At 75.5% G+C, this 20,447-nt stretch carries 2 protein-coding genes (1 of these 2 running past the window's edge); both read left to right on the top strand.

Going from position 1 to position 20,447, the window contains the following annotated elements; genetic code table 11:
• Positions 1-5,556 carry the final stretch of an amino acid adenylation domain-containing protein gene (locus ACWD0J_RS03655; protein ID WP_451494078.1) on the top strand. 9,933 nt of this gene lie to the left of the window's left edge, so 5,556 of the gene's 15,489 nt are visible here — the last part of the coding sequence; the start codon falls outside the window, past its left edge; it ends in the stop codon at positions 5,554-5,556.
• Positions 5,556-20,447, top strand: coding sequence for an amino acid adenylation domain-containing protein (locus ACWD0J_RS03650; protein WP_451494077.1), 14,892 nt, complete (start codon positions 5,556-5,558; stop codon positions 20,445-20,447). The genes ACWD0J_RS03655 and ACWD0J_RS03650 overlap by 1 nt, the downstream gene beginning before the upstream one ends.

Below are 20,447 nucleotides of genomic sequence, written 5' to 3'. Positions count from 1 at the left end.
GCCTGCCCGCCCGACGAGGTGGCGCACTGGTCCCGGGGCCGACGGCTGCTCAACGTGTACGGGCCCAGCGAGGCGACCGTCTGCTCCACCATGAGCCGGCCGCAGTCCGGCGCGGTGCGCCCGCCCATCGGCAGCCCGCTGTGGAACACCCGGGTGTACGTCCTGGACGCCTTCCTGCGTCCGGTGCCGCCCGGGGTCACCGGCGAACTCCACATCGCCGGCGACGGCCTCGCCCGCGGCTACCTGGACCGGGCCGCGCTGACCGCCGAACGCTTCGTGGCCCACCCCTTCGGCGCCCCGGGCGAGCGGCTCTACCGCACCGGCGACCTGGTGCGCTGGACCGCCGACGGGCAGCTGGAGTTCGACGGCCGGGCCGACGACCAGGTCAAGCTGCGCGGCTTCCGGATCGAGCCGGGCGAGATCGAGGCCGTGCTCGCGGCCCACGCCACCGTGGCCCGCGCCGCGGTGAGCGTCCACGAGTCCGACGACGGCCGCCGGCGGCTGGTGGCCCATGTGGTCCCGGCCCCCGGCGCCACCGCCCGGCCCGAGGCCCTGCGCGCCCATCTCGCCGGGCAGCTGCCGGAGTACATGGTGCCCACCGCGTACGTCGTGCTCGACGCGCTGCCGCTGAACGCCAACGGCAAGGTCGACCGCAGGGCACTGCCCGACCCCGACCCCGACCCCGGCGGGCGGCCCGCCGGCCGCGAGCCGCGCGACGCGAAGGAGCGGCTGCTGTGCGAGCTGATCCGTGACCTCCTCGGTGTGGAGCGGGTCGGCGTCGACGACAGCTTCTTCGACCTGGGCGGCGACTCCATCGTCTCCATCCAGCTGGTCAGCCGGGCGCTGGAAGCGGGCCTGGAGTTCACCGCGGCGGACGTGCTGCGCCACCGCACGGTCGGGGAACTGGCCGCCGCCGCCACCGGCCCGGACCCCTCGGCCCCGGCCGGCGAGGCCGACGCCGCCGACAGCGGCGAGGTGCCGCTGAGCCCGGCGGTCCACGCCCTGCGCGAGCGGGGCGGCCCGGTGGCCGGCGCGGCCTCCACCGTCCTGCTCGCCCTGCCCGCCGGCACCGGCGGACAGCGCCTGCGCACCGCGCTGCAGACGCTGCTCGACCGGCACGACGCGCTGCGGCTGCGGCTCGGCCGGCGCGCCGGGAACCTGGTGTGGGACCTGGAGGTCCGGCCGCGCGCCGAGGTCCGCGCCGACGCGCTGCTCACCCGGGTCGACCTGGCCGGCGCCGCCCCCGCGGCGTACGCCGCCGCGCTGGCCGAGCGGGCCGACGCCGTACGGGCCGCCCTGGCACCGGAGGACGGCGTCGTCTTCCGGGCCGTCTGGTTCGACGGGGGACCGGACGGCGAGCACCGGCTGCTGCTCGCGGCGCACCCGCTCGCCGCCGACACCGCCTCCTGGCGGATCCTCGTCGACGACCTGCGCGCCGTCTGGGACGCGCCGACGGCGACGCTGCCACCGCCCACCGCCTACCGGACGTGGGCCGAGCGCACCGCCGCCGCGGCGGCCGCCCCGGAGCTCCTCGACGAACTCCAGGAGTGGACCGGCCCGTCGGCGACCGGCGCCACGCCGCTGACCGGGCCGCAGAGCCCCGGCCGGGACACCCACGCCACCGTCCGCCACCTCGAACTCGGCTTCTCCGGCGCGGAGTCGGCGGCCCTGCTCACCGAACTCCCGGACCACTTCGGCACCGGGACCGAGGAGGTGCTGCTGGGTGCCTTCACGGCCGCCGTGGCCGAGTGGCGCGGCCGGCGCGGACTCGCCCCCGGCGACGGGATCCTGGTCGCCGTGGAGCGCGACGGCCGCACCGCCGACGCCGACCGGCGCACCGTCGGGGCACTGGCCGACGTGCACCCCGTCCGGCTGGACACCGGCACCGACGACGGCGCCCCGGAGCCCGTGGCGGTGGTCAAGCGGGTCAAGGAACTGCTGGCCGGGGTCCCGGGCGACGGCACCGGCTACGGCCTGCTGCGCCACCTCAACCCGCAGACCGTGCCGCTGCTCGCCGCCCAGGCGGCGCCCCAGGTGCGGTTCGCCCACCGCGGCCGGTTCGGGCAGCCGCTGGCCGACGGCTCGGTGCCGCTCGGCGCACCGGACGCCGTACGCCCGGCCTCCGTGGCCGACGCGGACACCCCGGTGACCCACCCGCTCGACGTCGAGACCTGGGCCTGCGAAGGCCCCGACGGTGTCCGGCTGGCGGCGCGCTGGAGCTGGCCCGAGGCACTGTTCGCGCGGGACGACGTGGCCGAGCTCGCCGAGCTGTGGCAGCGCGCGCTGCGGGCGGTGGCCGCCGGCTCCGCCGGGTCCGGCGGGCGCACCCCGTCCGACTTCCCGCTGGTGCGCCTGGAGCAGCGGGACATCGACCTGCTGGAGCGGGACGGACGGGCACTCGCCGACGTCCTGCCGCTGGCCCCGCTGCAGGAGGGACTGCTCTTCCACTCCCTGTACGACCGGCGCGAACCCGACGTCTACACCGTCCAGTTCGGGCTGGACCTGGAGGGCGGCCCGGAGACCGGCGTACTGCGCGCTGCGGTACGGGCCCTGCTCGACCGGCACGACAACCTGCGCGCCGGATTCGCCCACGAGGGACTGTCCCGGCCGGTGCAGTTCATCCCGGCGGACATCGAACTCCCCTGGTCCGAGGGTGATCTGAGCGAGCTGGACGCCGCCGAGCAGGCCGCCGAGGTGGACCGCGCGATGCTGCGGGCCAGGACCGAGCGGTTCGACGTCGACCGTCCCCCGCTGGTGCGCTGCGCGCTGCTGCGCCTCGGCGGCGGCCGGGCCCGGCTCGTGCTGACCTTCCACCACATCCTGCTGGACGGCTGGTCCACGCCGATCCTGCTCGACGAGCTGATGCGGCTGTACGCGGCCGGCGGCGACCCGTCCGGTCTGCCCGAGGCCCGCCCCTACCGCGGCTATCTGGCCTGGCTGGGCGCCCAGGACCGGGCCCGCTCCGAACGGGCCTGGGCGGAGGTGTTCGACCCGTCCGTCGAACCCACCCTGCTGGCTCCGGCCGACCAGGACCGGGCCGCGGTGGCGACCGAGAAGATCTCCGTCGCCTTCGGCGGCGACCTGGTGGCGGCGCTCACCCGCCTCGCGAGCCGGCACGGCACCACGATGAACACCGTCGTCCAGGCCGCCTGGGGGATGCTGCTGGCCCGGCTGACCGGCCGCGACGACGTGGTGTTCGGGGCCACCGTCTCCGGACGGCCGCCGGCGGTCCCGGGGATCGAGCGGATGGTCGGCCTGTTCATCAACACCGTGCCGGTGCGCGCCCGCCACCTGCCCGGCGAGCCGGTTGACGCCGTACTGAACCGGCTGTGGGAGCAGCACATCGAGCTCACCGCGCACCAGCACGTGCGCCTCGTCGACGTGCAGCGCCTGGCCGGGAAGGGCGAGCTGTTCGACACGCTCCTGGTGTTCCAGAACATCCCCGCCGACGGAGCGGGGTTCGGCGGCGACGCCGACCGGGTCCGAGCCGTGGACCTGGAGATGAACGACGCCACCCACTACCCGCTCACCCTGGACGCCGGTCTGTCCGGGGACCAGCTGCACTGCCGGCTCGGTTACCGCCCCGACCTGTTCACCAAGGCGGACGCCGAGACCGTCGCCGACGGGCTGCGGGAGGTCCTCGAAACCCTCGCCGCCCCCGCCTCACGGCCCGTCCGTCCGGCCGACGACCCGCTCACCGCGTTCTGGTCCGGCGTCCGGGCCCGGCTCGACGGACGGGCCGGCCGGGACACGGCGGACGCCGCCGGCGACCGGGGCGCCGACGAAACGGCCGGGGCGGGCGGCCTCCCGGCCGGGACGGCCGCCTCGCGGGAGGAGGTGCTCGCCGGGCTCTTCGCCGACCTGCTCGGGGTCGCCGACGTCGGACACGACGACGACTTCTTCGCACTGGGCGGCGACTCCATCGTCTCCATCCAGCTGGCCGGCCGGGCCCGCGCCGCGGGCCTGCTGATCAGCCTGCGGGACGTCTTCAAGCACCGCACGGTCCGGGCTCTCGCCCGCGTCGCCCGGGTGGACGACGGTCCGGCGGCCGGCGAGGCGCCCGAGGACGCCCTCGGCGAACTCGCCCTGACGCCGGTCATGCTCGACCTGTACGAGCGGGGCGGGCCGACCGACGAGGTCCACCAGGCCGCCCTCCTCCAGGTCCCGGCGGGCGCCGGCCGGCAGCGGCTCGCCGCCACCCTCCAGACCGTCCTCGACCACCACGACATGCTCCGCTCCCGGACGCTCGACGGACCCGGGGGAGTGCGGCTGGAGGTCGCCCCGCCGGGCGCGGTCGACGCGGCCGCGCTGCTCGGCCGTACGGACATCTCGGCCGTGCCGCAGAGCGAGCTGATCCACCTGGTCGCCGAGGCCCAGACGCGGCTGCAGGCCGAACTGTCGCCCGCCGACGGCGCCATGGTCCGCGCCGTCTGGTTCGACGCGGGACCCGGCCGGCCCGGCCGGCTGCTGGTCCTCGTCCACCACCTGGCCGTCGACGGCGTGTCCTGGCGCATCCTGCGCGAGGACCTCGCCGCGGCCTGGTCGGCCGTCACCGAGGGCCGCACGGCGGACCTCGTACCGGTGCGCACCTCGTTCCGGCGCTGGTCCGCCCGGCTCGCCGAGCAGGCGACCGGCCCGGCCCGGGCGGCGGAACTCCCGCTGTGGCGCTCGGTGCTGGCCACCCCCGACCCGGCGCTCTCGCACCGCCGCCTCGACCCCGCCGTCGACGTGGTGTCCACCGCGCGCCGGCTGACGCTCTCGCTGCCGCCCGAGGTGGCCGGACCGCTGCTGGGCACGGTGCCCGCCGCGTTCCACACCACGGTCGACGAGGTGCTGCTGACCGGTCTCGCCCTGGCGGTGGCGCGCTGGCGGCGCGCACGCGGCCGTGGTGAGGGCAGTGCGGTGCTGGTGGGGCTGGAGGGGCACGGCCGCGAGGAGATCGTGGCGGGCGCCGACCTGTCCCGCACGGTCGGCTGGTTCACCAGCCTCTACCCGGTCGCCGTCGACCCCGGCCCGGCCGGCGCGGACCCGGGCACCGCCCTGAAGCGGGTGAAGGAGCAGCTGCGGGCCCTGCCCGACAAGGGCATGGGTTACGGCCTGCTGCGCCACCTCAACCCCGCCACCGGCCCCGAGCTGGCCGGCTTCCCGGAACCCCAGATCGGCTTCAACTACCTGGGCCGCTTCACCGCCAACGACGCACCCGGTCCCGGTGACGCGGCCGACGCCCGGGCCGAGGACTGGGCGCCGCCGCCGGAGGCCACCGAGACCCTGGGCAGCGGCGGCCACCCGCAACGGCCCCTCGCCCACGCCCTCGGGCTCGGCGCGGTGGCCCAGGAACGGCCCGACGGGGTGCGGCTGGTGGCCGTCTGGTCCTGGCCCGAGGCCCTGTTCACGGAGCCGGAGGTCCGCGAACTCGCGGACCTGTGGGCCGGGGCGCTCACCGCCCTGGCCGAGTTCGCCGCCCGTCCCGAGGCCGGCGGCCTGACCCCGTCCGACGTGTCCCTGCTGCAGCTGTCGCAGGACGAGATCGATGAATTCGAGAGTGATCTGAGCTGATGAGAGGAAGCAGCACGGTGACAAAGCCTGGATTCGTCGACATCTGGCCCCTGTCCCCGCTTCAGAAGGGCATGCTGTTCCACGCCCTGTACGACGAGCGGTCCACGGACGTGTACGTCATCCAGATGGCGCTCGACCTGCGGCGCGAGCTGGACGTGAGCGCCCTGAGGAACGCCGTGTCCGGCGTGCTCGCCCGCCACGACAACCTGCGGGCCTCGTTCCGCAACCGCGCGTCCGGCGAGCCGGTCCAGGCGATCCTGCGGGACGCCGCGCCGGACTGGTCCGAGGCCGACATCAGCGCTCTGGCGGAGGGGGAGCGCGCCGGCGAACTGCGGCGGCTCCTCGACCTCGACCGCACCCGGCGGTTCGACCTGTCCCGCCCGCCCCTGCGGTTCTCCCTGATCAAGGTCGCCGAGCAGGAGTACCGGTTCGTCTTCACGGCCCACCACATCCTGCTCGACGGCTGGTCCATGCCGCTGGTGCTCGGTGAGCTGATGGAGCTCTACAACAACGGCGGCGACCGCGCGCGGCTCGCCCCCGTCGTGCCGTACAAGGACTATCTCGCCTGGCTGTCCGCGCAGGACCGCGAGGAGGCCGAACTGGCCTGGAAGCAGGCGCTCGCGGGCGCCGAGCCGACGCTGGTCGCGGGCCCCGGGCGCGGCGCCTCGATGCCCGCGACGCTGATCGAGGAGGTCGCCCCGGAGCTGTCCGGCGCCCTCGTACGGCGGGCCCGCGCCCTGGGCCTGACCCTCAACAGCGTGGTGCAGACCGCCTGGGGCCTGGTGCTCGGCGGGCTGACCGGCCGCGACGACGTGGTGTTCGGGGAGACCGTCTCGGGCCGGCCGCCGGAGCTGCCCGGCGTCGAGAAGATGGTCGGCCTGTTCATCAACACCCTGCCCGTCCGGATGCGCATCGAGGCCGGCCTGCCGCTCGGCGAGCAGGTGCGCCGGCTGCAGGACGCCCAGGCCGACCTGCTCGCGCACAAGCACCTGGGCCTCGCCGACATCCAGCAGTTCCTCGGCAGCGGACCGCTGTTCGACGCCATCACGATCTTCGCCAACTACCCCGTCGACACCGACACGCTGCGGGTGGAGGCCGAGGGTATCGGCGCCGTGGCGGCCACCACCGTCGACGCCACGCACTACGCCCTCAACCTGGAGGGCACCGTCCGCGGCGAGCGCATGACGGTCCGGCTGGACCACCGGTCGGACCTGTTCGCCGAGGGCGCCGGACGGGAGATCCTCGACCGGCTGCTGGCGGTCCTGGCGGCCTTCGCCGACGACCCGGGCCGGCCGGTCGGCTCCGTGGCGCTGTTCACGGCCGCCGACCGGGCCCGCCTGGTGCTCCCGGCCGGCGCCCCCGCCGCCGCGCCGGACACCGCGCGGTCCGACGCGCGGTCCGACGGTGGCGGCGGCCCCCGCGACGAGCACGAGGCCCTGCTGGCACGGCTGTTCGCCGAGGTGCTGGGCGTCGACTCGGTCTCCGTGCACGACAGCTTCTTCGAACGCGGCGGCGACTCCATCAGCTCCATCCAACTGGCCCACCGCGCCCGCAAGGAGGGCCTGGTGCTCAGCCTGCGGGAGATCTTCGAGCACCGCACGGTGGCCCGGCTGGCCGTCCTCGCCGGCCGTGAGCGGCTCGCCGCCGGCCCCCCGGCCGCCGCCGACGAGGGGACCGGCCCGGTGCCGCTCACCCCGGTCATGCACTGGCAGCTGGAACAGGGCGGACCCCTCGACGCCTTCAACCAGACCATGACCGTGCCCGTCCCGGCCGGCCTCGACGAGCAGCGGATCCACGCGGCCGTACAGGCCCTGCTCGACCACCACGACGCGCTCCGGCTGCGGCTCGGCCGCGCGGCGGACGACCGGTGGACCCTTCAGGTCGCCCCGGCGGGCACCGTCCGCGCCGCGGACTGCGTGACGCGCGCCGCCGCCGACGCGGCCGACGGCGTCGACGCGGCCGGGCTGCGCGCCGCCATGGAACGGCTCGCGCCCGCCGAGGGCCGGATGGTGCAGGCGCTCTGGTGCGACGCCGGGCCCGACGCCGAGGGCCGGCTGGCGCTCGTCGTCCACCACCTGGCCGTCGACGGCGTGTCCTGGCGGGTCCTGCTGCCCGACCTGCAGGCCGCCCTCGCCGCGCTGCTGGCCGGTGAGGAGATCCGCCTCGACCCGGTCGGCACCTCGTTCCGCCAGTGGGCGCGACAACTGGCCGAGGAGGCGCTGACCGACCGCCGCACCGCCGAACTCCCGCTGTGGCGCTCGGTGCTGGCCACCCCCGACCCGCTGCTCGCCGACCGCCGCACCGACCCGGCCCGCGACGTCGTGGGCACGGCCCGGAAACTGACCCTGACGCTGCCCGCCTCGGTCACCGGACCCCTGCTGAGAGAGGTGCCCGCGCTGTTCCGGGCCGGCCCGGACGAGGCGATGCTCACCGCGCTGGCCCTGGCGGTGGCGCGCTGGCGGCGCGAGCGCGGCCGTGGTGAGGGCAGTGCGGTGCTGGTGGGGCTGGAGGGGCACGGCCGCGAGGAGATCGTGGCGGGCGCCGACCTGTCCCGCACGGTCGGCTGGTTCACCAGCCTCTACCCGGTCGCCGTCGACCCCGGCCCGACCGACCCGGACGACGTGTGGTCCGGCGGTCCCGCCCTCGGCGCCGCCTTCAAGACGGTCAAGGAGCAGCTGCGCGCCCTGCCCGACAAGGGCATGGGCTACGGCCTGCTGCGCCACCTCAACCCCGCCACCGGCCCCGAGCTGGCGGGCTTCCCGGAACCCCAGATCGGCTTCAACTACCTGGGCCGGCTGGGCACCGCCGACGCCGCCGAGGCGGCCGGCGCCGACTCCGTGCGGGTGCGGGCCCTCACCGGTGCCGGCGACGCGGCCATGCCGCTCGCGTACACCCTGGAGCTGAACGCGGCAGCCGTCGGACACTCCGACGGAGAGCGCCTGGTGGCGTCCTGGACGTACTCCGGCGAACTCCTCGCCGACGACGAGGCCGAACGGCTCGCCCGGCTGTGGTTCGAGGCGCTCCAGACCCTCACCGAGCACGCCGCCCGCCCGGACGCCGGCGGCCCCACCCCCTCCGACCTGCCCCTGGTCACCGTCACCCAGCCGGAGCTCGACCGGCTGGCCGAGGCCCCCGGCGGCCTCGCCGACCTGCTGCCCCTCTCCCCGCTGCAACGAGGGCTGCACTTCCACGGCCTGTACGACGACACGGTCGCCGACGTCTACACGATCCAGTCGGCCCTCGAACTCGACGGCCCCCTCGACAGCGGGGCGCTGCGCCGCTCCGCACGGGAGCTGCTGCGCCGCCACGACAACCTGCGCGCCTACTTCGTCACCGGCTCGTCCGGCGACCCGCTCCAGGTGGTGCCCCGGGAGGTGGAGCTGCCCTGGGAGGAGATCGACCTCGGCCACCTCACCGGCCCCGCCCAGGAGGAGGAGCTGGCCCGGCTGCTCGCGGCGGACCGCGGCCGGCGCTTCGACCTCGGCGCGCCGCCCCTGCTGCGCTGCACGCTGGTCCGGCTCGACGGGCAGCGCCACCGCTTCGTGCTGACCGTGCACCACATCGCCCTGGACGGCTGGTCCATGCCGCTGGTGATCGGCGAGCTGTTCGAGCTGTACGGGAAGGGCGGTGACCCGGCGACGCTGCCGCCGGTCGTGCCGTACCGGGACTACCTCGCCTGGCTCGCCGCGCAGGACCGGGAGGCCTCGCTGGAGGTCTGGCGCGAGGCGCTGGCCGGGCTCGACGAGCCCACGCTGCTGGCGCCCGACGCCCAGGAGCGTGACCCGGTCGTGCCCGAGCGGCTCCTGGTGGAACTGCCCGGGGCGCTCACCGAACGGCTGGTGGCACGGGCCCGCGCACACGGGCTGACCGTCAACACCCTGGTGCAGGGAGCCTGGGGCGTGGTGCTCGGCGCGCTCACCGGCCGGCAGGACGCCGTCTTCGGCGCCACGGTCTCCGGGCGCCCGCCCGAGCTGCCCGGCGTCGAGAAGATGGTCGGCCTGTTCATCAACACCCTGCCGGTCCGGGTCCGGACCGAACGCGACGACACCCTGCTGACCCTCCTGGACCGGCTGCAGACCCGGCAGGCGTCCCTCCTCGCCCACCAGCACCTGGGCCTGACCGACGTGCAGCGGCTCGCGGGCGGCGGCGAACTCTTCGACACGGTCCTCGTGTTCGAGAACTACCCCGTCGACTTCGAGGGCCTGCACAGCTCCGGGCAGGGGCTGGGGGTCGTCGACGCCCAGGTGCACGACGCCATGCACTACCCGCTGGCGCTCGGGGTGACCCAGCGCGGCACCCGGATGAGCCTGCACTGGCAGTACCGGCCGGACCTGTTCGACCGCGCGGACGTCACGGCCGTCGGCGAGCGGGTGCTGCGGGTGCTGGAGGCCTTCGCCGAGGACCCCGCCCGCCCGCTCGCGGCGACCGAGCTGGTCTCCACGGCGGAACGGGCCGCGATGACCGCGCCCGGCGCGGCCGACGGCGCTCCCGTGGCCCCGGCCACCTTCCCCGACCTGTTCGCCGCCCGCGTCGCCGCGGCCCCCCGGGCGCCCGCCGTGGACGCCCCCGGGCTGCGGCTCGACTACGCCCGGCTGGACGAGCGGGCTAACCGGCTGGCCCGGCTGCTGATCGCCCAGGGCGCCGGACCGGAGCGGACGGTGGCACTGGTCCTCGGCCGGTCCGTGGAGTCCGTGGTGGCCCAGCTCGCCGTGCTCAAGGCGGGCGCCGCGTATCTGCCGGTCGACCCCGACTACCCGGCGGACCGGATCGCGTTCATGTTCCGGGACGCCCGGCCCGGCGCCGTCCTCACCACGGCCGCCCACCTGCACGCCGTACCGGACACCGGCACCGCGCCGGTGACCGTCCTCGACGACGCGGACGTCACCGCCCGGCTCGCCGCCCTGCCCGGCACGCCCCCGGCCGACGCGGACCGCACCCGCCCGCTGCGGGTGGTCCACCCCGCCTACGTCATCTACACCTCCGGCTCCACCGGCGTGCCCAAGGGCGTGGTGGTCACCCACGCCGGCCTCGCCGACTTCGCGGCCGCCGAACACGAGCGGTTCGACGTCACCCCGGACAGCCGGGTGCTGCAGTACGCCTCACCGAGCTTCGACGCGTCGGTGATGGAGCTGTGCATGACCCTGCTGGCGGGCGCCACCCTCGTGGTGCCCGAGCCGGGCCCGCTGGCCGGCGACCCGCTGGCCGCGGTCCTGGCGGACCGCCGGGTCAGCCATCTGCAGATCCAGCCCGCCGTACTGGCCACGATCGCCCCGGAGGCCGTACCCGGGCTGCGCAGCGTGGCCGTCGGCGGCGACACCGTCTCCGCCGAGCTGGCGGACCGCTGGAGCCGCGGGAGGCGCTTCGTCGTCGCCTACGGCCCCACCGAGGCGACCGTCGCCACCACCCTGTCCCAGCCGCTCGCCCCGGGAGCCGGGGCGCCGCCCATCGGCGGCCCGATCCGGGGCAGCCGGGCCTACGTCCTGGACTCCTCGCTGCGGCTCGTGCCGCCCGGCGTGCCCGGCGAGCTGTACCTGGCGGGCGGCTCGCTGGCCCGCGGCTATCTGCACCGGGCCCCGCTCACCGCCGAACGGTTCGTCGCCGACCCGTTCCATCCCGCGGGCGGACGCATGTACCGCACGGGCGACGTCGTGCGCCGCCGCGCCGACGGCGTCCTCGACTTCGTCGGCCGCGCCGACCAGCAGGTCAAGATCCGGGGTGTCCGCATCGAACCCGGCGAGATCGAGACCGTCCTGGCCCGGCACGCCGACGTCGACCGGGCGGTCGTGGTGGCCCACGAGGCCTCCCCGGGCGTCAGGCACCTGGTCGCCTACGTGGTGCCGGCGGCCGGCCGCCGGCCCGGCGCGGAGGAACTGGCCGCCCACGTGGCCGCCGCGCTGCCGGCCCACATGGTGCCGTCCCTGTTCGTCCCGCTGGACACGCTGCCGCTGACCGTCAACGGCAAACTCGACCGCAAGGCCCTGCCCGCGCCCGAGTTCGGCGCCGCCGAGCCGTCCAGGGAGCCGGCCGGCCCCACCGAGGCGACGCTGTGCGCGCTGTTCGCCGAGGTGCTCGGCGTCGAACGGGTCGACGTCACCGAGAGCTTCTTCGCCGCCGGCGGCGACAGCATCAGCTCGATCCAGCTGGTCAGCCGGGCCCGCGTGGCCGGACTGCGGTTCACCCCGCGTGACGTGTTCGTGCACCGCACGCCCGAGGCCCTGGCCGCGTCCGTGCTGTCCGCGCTGTCCGAGCCGGACCCCGCCGCCGGGCCGTCCGCGGCACCCGGCGACGGCGTCGGCGACGTGCCGCTGACCCCGATCGTCCACTGGATCCGGGAACGCGGCGGTGCCCTGGACCAGTTCAACCAGACGATGTCCCTGCCGGTGCCGCCCGGCGCCGGCACCGGCCTGGTGACGGCCGCGCTGCAGGCCGTACTGGACCACCACGACGCGCTGCGGATGACCCTGACCCGGCTCGGCGACGACTTCGGCTGGTCCCTGAGCACCACCGCGCCCGGCACCGTACGCGCGAAGGACTGCCTGCACCGCGTCGACGCGGCCGCCCTGGTCGCCGCCGGCCTGAGCGAGGAGGAGCTCGACGCCCGCGCGACCGCCGAGATCACCGCGGCCCAGTCCCGGCTCGACCCCGGGGCCGGGGCCATGGTGCGCTGCGTCTGGTTCGACGCGGGCCCCGCCGAGCCGGGCCGCCTCACCGTCGTCGCCCACCACCTGGTCGTCGACGGGGTGTCCTGGCGGATCCTGCTGCCCGACCTGGAGGCCGCCTTCGAGGCGCTCACGGCCGGCCGGAGCGTCACCCTCGAACCCGTCGGCACCTCCTTCCGCGGCTGGGCCCGCCGGCTGACGGAACTCGCCGGACAGCCGGACCGGATGCGGGAACTCCCGCTGTGGCGCGGCATCCTCGACGGCCCCGACCCGCTGCTGACCACCCGCCCGCTGGACGCGGCGCGCGACACTTTCGGCACCGCCGCGCAGCTGAGCGTGCACCTGCCCGCCGAACTCACCCAGCCCCTGCTCGGACGGGTCCCCGCCCTGTTCAACGCGGGCATCAACGACGTGCTGCTGACCGCGCTCGCGCTCGCCGTCGGCGACTGGCGCCGGCGCACCGGACGCGGCGCCGGACAGGACGTCCTCATCGACCTGGAGGGACACGGCCGCGAGGAGATCGCCGACGGGATCGACCTCTCCCGCACCGTCGGCTGGTTCACCAGCCTCTACCCGCTGCGCCTCGACCCGGGCGAGACGGCGTCCGAGGAGGTGTGGTCCGGCGGGCCGGCCGTCGGCCGCGCCGTCAAACGGATCAAGGAACAGCTGCGGGCCCTGCCCGACAACGGGATCGGCTACGGCCTGCTGCGCCACCTCAACCCGCAGACCGCCCAGGTCCTCGGCCGCTACCCGCGGCCCCAGATCGGCTTCAACTACCTGGGCCGGCTCGGCGCGTCCGAGGACGCCTCCGAGCCCGGGCAGCCCGTGATCAACCGCGACCTGTCCGGCGTCGCCGAGGCCGGCATGGCCCTGCCGCACGCCCTCGACCTCACCGCCACCGCCGTCACCCACCCGGACGGGCCCCGGCTGGTCGCCCACTGGATCTGGGCCGGGGAACTGTTCTCGGACGACGAGATCCGCGACCTCGCCGAGGCCTGGTTCCGGGCGCTGGAGGCCCTGGTGCGGCACGCCGAGGGCCCCGGCGCGGCAGGCGGGCTCAGCCCCTCCGACCTCACCCTGGTCCGCCTCGACCAGGACGAGATCGACCGGTTCGAGTCCGCCGCCGGCGGTGTCGCCGACGTCCTGCCGCTCTCCCCGCTCCAGGAAGGACTGCTCTTCCACGCCCTCTACGACGAGCGCGGCAGCGACATCTACACCACCCTCCTCGCCTTCGACCTGCGGGGCGACCTGGACGCGTCCCGGCTGCGGGAGGCCGCCGCCGCGCTGCTGCGCCGGCACGACAACCTGCGGGCCGCCTTCCGTCCCGGCGCCGCCGGCCAGTCGCTCCAGGTCATCCCCCGGACCGTCGACGTGCCCTGGCACGAGGTGGACCTGAGCGGGCTGGACGAGGAGCCGCGCGGTCGGGAACTCGACCGGCTGACCGCCGGGGCGACCGCTGAACGCTTCGATCCGCGCACCGCCCCGCTGCTGCGCTTCACCCTGGTCAGGACCGGCCCGCAGACCCACCGGCTGCTGCTGGCCAACCACCACATCCTGTTCGACGGCTGGTCGGGACCCGTGCTGTGCGGTGAGCTCTTCGAGCTGTACCGGACCGGCGGCGACGACACGGCGCTGCCCCCGGTGACGCCGTACAAGGAGTACCTGGTCTGGCTCGCCGGGCAGGATCGCGCCGCCGCCGAGGAGGCCTGGCGGCAGACCCTCGACGGGGTGGACGAGCCGACCCTGGTCGCGCCCGCCGATCCCGCCCGCGAGCCGGTACGGCCGCACCGGCACCGGCTGGAGCTGTCCGCGTCGGCCACCGCCGCCCTCACCGCGACGGCCCGGCGGCACGGCGTCACCAAGAACACGGTGATCCAGGCCGCCTGGGGCCTGCTGCTGACCGGCCTCACCGGCCGCGACGACGTCATCTTCGGCGAGACCGTCAACGGCCGCCCCGCCGAACTGCCCGGCGTCGAGACCATGGTGGGCCTGTTCATCAACACCCTTCCGGTGCGGGTGCGCGTCGAGCGCGGCGACTCGCTGCTCGACGTGGTGAGGCGGCTCCAGGAGCAGCAGGTCGCCCTGTTGCCGCACAAGTACCTGGGCCTCACCGACATCCAGCGGATCACCGCAACGGCCGCCCTGTTCGACACCTCCACCGAGTTCAGCAACTACCCGGTCGACTCCGACGACCTCCAGGAGACGGCCGGGGACCTCACGGTCGTCGACGCCCTGGTCCAGGACGGCACCCACTACCCGCTCGCGCTCGGTGCCGCGGACAACGGGACGACGGTCGCGCTCACCCTCGACCACCGTCCCGACCTGTTCGACGACGACACCGCCCGCGCCCTGGCCGAACGGCTGCGCACGGTCCTGGAGGAGTTCGCCGCCGACCCCGGCCGCCCGGTCGACACCCTCGACCTGCTGTCCGCCGCCGAGCGGCACACCCTGCTGGTCGAGTGGAACGACACCGCGCGGCAGGTGCCGGCCACCGACGTGCCCGGACTCTTCCGGACCCACGCCGCCCGCACCCCCGACGCCCCCGCCGTCGTCTTCGGCGAGGTCCGTCACGGCTACCGCGAACTCGACGAGCTCACCGACCGGCTCGCCGGGCGGCTGGCCGCGCTCGGCGTCGGCCCGGAGACCCCGGTGGCCGTGCTGATGGAGCGCTCGCAGTGGCTGCCCGTCGCCCTGCTCGGCATCCTCAAGGCGGGCGGCGCCTACGTCCCGCTGCGGGACACCGACCCGCTGCCGCGCCAGCGCCACGTCGTCACCGACACCGGTGCGCCGGTCGTCGTCACCGACACCGCCCTGCGCGCACGCGCCGAGGAACTCGGCATCACCGTGCTCGCCGCCGACGAGGACACCCCCGGCGAGGCGGTGCCCGTCACGGCGCCCCCCGTCACGGCGCTCCCGGACCGGCTCGCGTACGTGATGTACACCTCCGGCTCCACCGGCCTGCCCAAGGGCGTGGAGATCACCCACCGGGACGTCGTCGAACTGGCCGCCGACCGGCGCTGGCAGGACGCCGCACACCGGCGGGTGCTGCTGCACTCCCCGACGGCGTTCGACGCCTCCACCTACGAGCTGTGGGTCCCGCTGCTGAACGGCGGCACGGTGGTCGTGGCCCCGCCGGCGGAGCTCGACGTGGCCGCCCTGGAACGGGTCCTGACCGCACACCGGGTGACCGCGCTCTGGCTCACCGCCGGCCTCTTCCGCCTGGTCGCCGAGGAGGCGCCGGGCAGCCTGGCGGGCGTGCGGGAGGTGTGGACCGGCGGCGACGTGGTGCCGGCGGCGGCGGTGCGCCAGGTGCGCGCGGCCTGCCCGGACACCGTGGTCGCGGACGGCTACGGGCCGACCGAGACGACCACGTTCGCGCTCGGCCACACCCTCGCCGCCGGCGCCCCGGTGCCCTCCCGGATACCGATCGGCCGGCCGCTGGACAACATGCGGGTGTACGTCCTCGACCGCGCCCTGCGCCCGGTACCCGTCGGCGTCGTCGGCGAGCTCCACATCGCCGGCGCCGGACTCGCCCGCGGCTACACCCGGCAGCCGGCACTGACCGCGCAGCGGTTCGTGGCCGACCCCTTCGGTCCGTCCGGCGCCCGCATGTACCGCACCGGCGACCTGGTCCGCTGGACCGGCGACGGCGTGCTGGAGTTCGCCGGCCGGGCCGACGACCAGATCAAACTGCGCGGCTTCCGCATCGAACTCGGCGAGATCGAGGACCGGCTGGCCCGCCACCCGGCCGTCGCCCAGGCCGCCGTCCTGGTCCGCGAGGACCGGCCCGGCGACAAACGCCTGGTCGGCTACGTCGTGCCGGACCGCACCGCCGACCCCGGCCGGACGCTCGACACCGGCGCGCTCAGGGAGCACCTGAGCGGCGAACTGCCCGACTACATGGTGCCGTCGGCGCTGCTCGCGGTGGACACCCTGCCGCTGACAGCGAACGGCAAGGTCGACCGCCGGGCCCTGCCCGCGCCCGACCGCACGGCGGGGACGGAGCGCCGGGCACCGCGCGACGAGCGCGAGGAACGGCTGTGCGTCCTGTACGCCGACGTCCTCGGCGTCCCGGACGTCGGCATCGACGACGGCTTCTTCGACCTCGGCGGGCACTCCCTGCTCGCCACCCGGCTCGTCAACCGCGTCCGCACCGCTTTCGGCGTGGAGGTCCCGGTGCGGGCCGTGTTCGAGGCGCCCACGGTCGCCGCGCTCGCCGCCAGGCTGGCCGACGCGCAGACGGCGCGGCAGCGGCTCGCGCCGGTCGAACGGCCGGCGGCCGTCCCCCTCTCGCACGCCCAGCGCCGGCTGTGGTTCATCGACTCGGTGGAGGACACGGCCGGTTCGTACAACATCCAGCTGGCCGTACGGCTGCTGGGCGAGCTGGACGCGCAGGCACTGCGGGCGGCGCTCGCGGACGTGGTCGAGCGTCACGAGAGCCTGCGCACCGTCTTCCCCGCCGAGGGCGGAGCCCCGCGCCAGCGGATCCTCGCCCCCGGCGAGTACACCCTGGCCCTCGGCACCCGCACGGTCACCGAAGGGGACCTGGACGAGGCCCTCGGCACGGTGGCGGCGGCCGCGTTCGACCTGGCCGCGGACATCCCGCTGCGCGCCGAACTGCTGCGGCTGGCCCCGCAGGAGCACGTACTGGCCCTGGTCCTGCACCACATCGCCTGCGACGGCTCCTCGCTGGCCCCGCTGGCCCGGGACCTCGGCACCGCCTACGCCGCCCGGACGGCGGGCCGTCCGCCCGAGTTCACCCCGCTGCCGGTGCAGTACGCCGACTACGCCGTGTGGCAGCGGCAGTCCCTGGGCGACGACACCGACCCGGACAGCCCCTTCGGACGGCAGCTGGCGTACTGGCGCACGGCTCTTGCCGGCCTGCCGGAGGAACTGCCGCTGCCGTTCGACCGGCCGCGCGCGGCCGGGGCCGGCAACCATGGCGGACGGGTCGACCTCGCCGTTCCGGACGACGTCGCCGAGGGGGTGCACCGGCTGGCCCGGGAGCACGGGGCGAGCCTGTTCATGGTGGTGCACGCGGCCGTCGCGGCCCTGCTGCACCGGCTCGGCGCCGGCACCGACATCCCGCTCGGCACGGTGGTCGCCGGCCGCGGCGACGAGGCCCTGGAGGACCTGGTCGGCTTCTTCGTCAACACGCTGGTGCTGCGCACCGACCTGTCCGGCACCCCCGGGTTCGCGGAGCTGGTGGACCGGGTCAAGACGGCCGACCTGGCCGCCTTCACCCACCAGGACGTGCCGTTCGAGCGGCTGGTGGAGGAGCTGAACCCGGCGCGGGCCCTGTCCCGCAACCCGCTCTTCCAGGTGGCCGTCAGTCTGGAGAACAACGAGGAGGCACGGCTGGAGCTGCCGGGGCTCACCCTGGCACCGCAGCCGACCACGGCGGACATCGCCAAGTTCGACCTGTCCTTCGGCTTCGCCGAGACCGCCGTGGACGGTGCCCCGGCCGGTCTCGGCGGCCAGCTGGAGTACAACACCGCGCTGTTCGACCGCGCCACGGCCGAGGCCGTCGCCGGCCGGCTGGTGCGGCTGCTGGCGGCGGTCGTCGCCGACCCGGCCCGCCCGGTGGCCGACCTCGACCTGCTCTCACCGCGCGAGCGGACCGTGCTGGCCGAGGTCAACGACACCGCCCGGGACCTGCCCCGGGAGACGATCGTCTCGCTGTTCGAGGCACGGGCGGCGGCGACCCCCGACGCCCCGGCGGTCACCGCGGCGGGCGAGACCCTCGACTACGCCGAGCTGGACGCCCGGGCCGACCGGCTCGCCCGCCGGCTCGCCGGCGCCGGGGTCGCCCCGGGCGACCGGGTGGCGGTCCTCCAGGAGCGGTCGATCGACCTGGTGGTCTCCACGCTCGCCGTGCTGAAGGCGGGCGCCGCCTATGTGCCGCTGGACGTCCGCTCCCCGCAGCCCCGGCTCGAACTGATCGTGGAGCGCACCGGCTGCGGAGTCCTCCTCACCGACAAGGCCCTGGCGGGCACGGAGTTCCGGCACGCGGCCCGGGTGCTGGTGGTCGACGCGGACGAGGACGCCGCGGCCGTCGCGGCCTGCGATCCGGCCCCGCTCCGGCTCGGCCTGCACCCCGACCAGCTGGCGTACCTCATGTACACCTCCGGGTCGACGGGAGAGCCGAAGGGGATCGGGATCACGCACGCCAACGTCGTCGCGCTCGCCGCCGACGAGCGCTGGCACACCGGGCACGAGCGGGTGCTGCTGCACTCGCCGTACGCCTTCGACGCCTCGACGTACGAGATCTGGGGGACGCTCCTGGGCGGCGGACTGCTCGTCGTCGCGCCCCCCGGGCAGCTGGACGCGGTGCGGCTGCGCCGGCTCACCGAGGACGAGGGGCTCACCGCGGTGTTCCTCACCACGGCCCTGTTCAACCTGCTCGCCGAGGAGGACCCGGCCTGCTTCGGCGCCCTCGCCGAGGTGTGGACCGGCGGTGAACAGGTGTCCCCGCCCGCCTTCCGGCGGGTGCTCGACGCCTGCCCCGACACCACCGTGGTCCACGTCTACGGGCCGACCGAGGCGACGGTGTACGCCACCTGTGTGCCGCTGCGCGGCTCCGCCCGGGTGGGCCGCAGCATTCCGATCGGCCGCCCGATGGACAACACCCGGGCGTACGTCCTGGACGAGCGGATGCGGCCGGTGCCCACCGGTGTGCCCGGCGAGCTGTACCTGGCCGGAGCCGGCACCGCCCGCGGGTATGCCGGACTGCCGGCGATGACCGCGGAGCGGTTCGTGGCCGACCCGTTCGGCGCGGTGGGCGAGCGGATGTACCGCACCGGTGACGTGGTGCGCTGGGACGCCGAGGGGTACCTCGACTTCGTCGGGCGGGCGGACCACCAGGTGAAGATCCGCGGCCTGCGCATCGAGCTCGGTGAGATCGAGTCCGCCCTGCGCGGCCAGCCGCAGGTCGCCCAGACCCTGGTGACCGTGCGGGAGCCGCGTCCCGGTGACAAGAAGCTCGTCGCCTACGTCGTCCCGCAGCCCGGGGCGGACACCGCGGGACTGCGGGACCTGGTCGCGCGGCAACTGCCGGACTACATGGTCCCGTCCGCGTTCGTGTACCTCTCCGAGCTGCCGCTGAACGCGAACGGGAAGGTCGACCGCGCGGCCCTGCCCGACCCGGACTTCTCGGCGTCGGCCCAGGGCCGCGGGCCGCGCGACCCACGGGAGGAACTTCTGTGCCGGCTGTGGGCCGAGGTGCTCAGGCTGGACCGGGTCGGCATCGACGACAACTTCTTCGAACTCGGCGGCGACAGCATCGTCTCCCTCCAGCTCACCAGCCGGGTCCGGGCCGTGTTCGGCGTGGACCTGTCCAACCGGGCCGTCTTCGAGGCGCCCACGGTGGCGGCGATGACGGACCTGCTGAGCGCCGGCGGACGCCGGGACGACTCCTTCGACGTGGTCCTGCCGTTGCGGACCGGAGGGGACGCCGCCCCGCTGTTCTGCCTGCACCCGGTCGGCGGTGTCAGCTGGATGTACTCCGGCCTGATGCGGTACGTCGACGGCGCCCACCCGGTCTACGGCATCCAGGCCCGCGGCCTCGCCCGCGAGGAGCCACTGCCCGCCTCCGTGCCGGAGATGGCCGACCACTACGTGGAGCGGATCCAGGAGGTCCAGCCGTCCGGCCCGTACCACCTCCTGGGCTGGTCGATGGGCGCGATCCTCGCCCACGAGGTGGCGGCCCGGCTCCAGGCGCGGGGGGAGCGGGTCGGACTGCTGGCCAACCTCGACCAGGTGCCGATGAGCGCGGAGGAACTGGGCGGCGAGTACGTCGCCGCGGACGAACAGAAGGTCCTTTTGGCCCTGCTGGACTTCGTGGGCCGCGACCCCCGCACGCTCGGGGCGGGACCGCTGGTGCACGAGGAGGTCATGGCGGTGCTGCGGGCGGAGGGCAGCGCGCTCGCCACCTTCGACGAGGAGCACATCCTGCGGATCGGCGCCGTGAACAACAACAACTGGTCCCTGACGGTCGGCTACGAACCGGCGGTCTTCGACGGTGACGTCCTGCTCCTCGTCGCCACCCGGGACGAGGACGAGACCCCGCAGGCCAAGAAGGACCGCTCGGTCACCAGGCTGCGGCGGTTCGTCACCGGGGAGGTGGAGGTGCGGGAGATCGACTGCGAGCACCGGCAGCTCCTGCAGGCCGGCCCGGTGGCCGAGGTCGGCCGGATTCTCCAGGAGCGGCTCCGGGCCCCCGCCGAGGGCTAG

The organism is Streptomyces sp. NPDC003011, from assembly GCF_053591515.1.
Note: the sequence above shows the minus strand (reverse complement) of the source record. Positions and strands in the feature narration are given on the sequence as shown.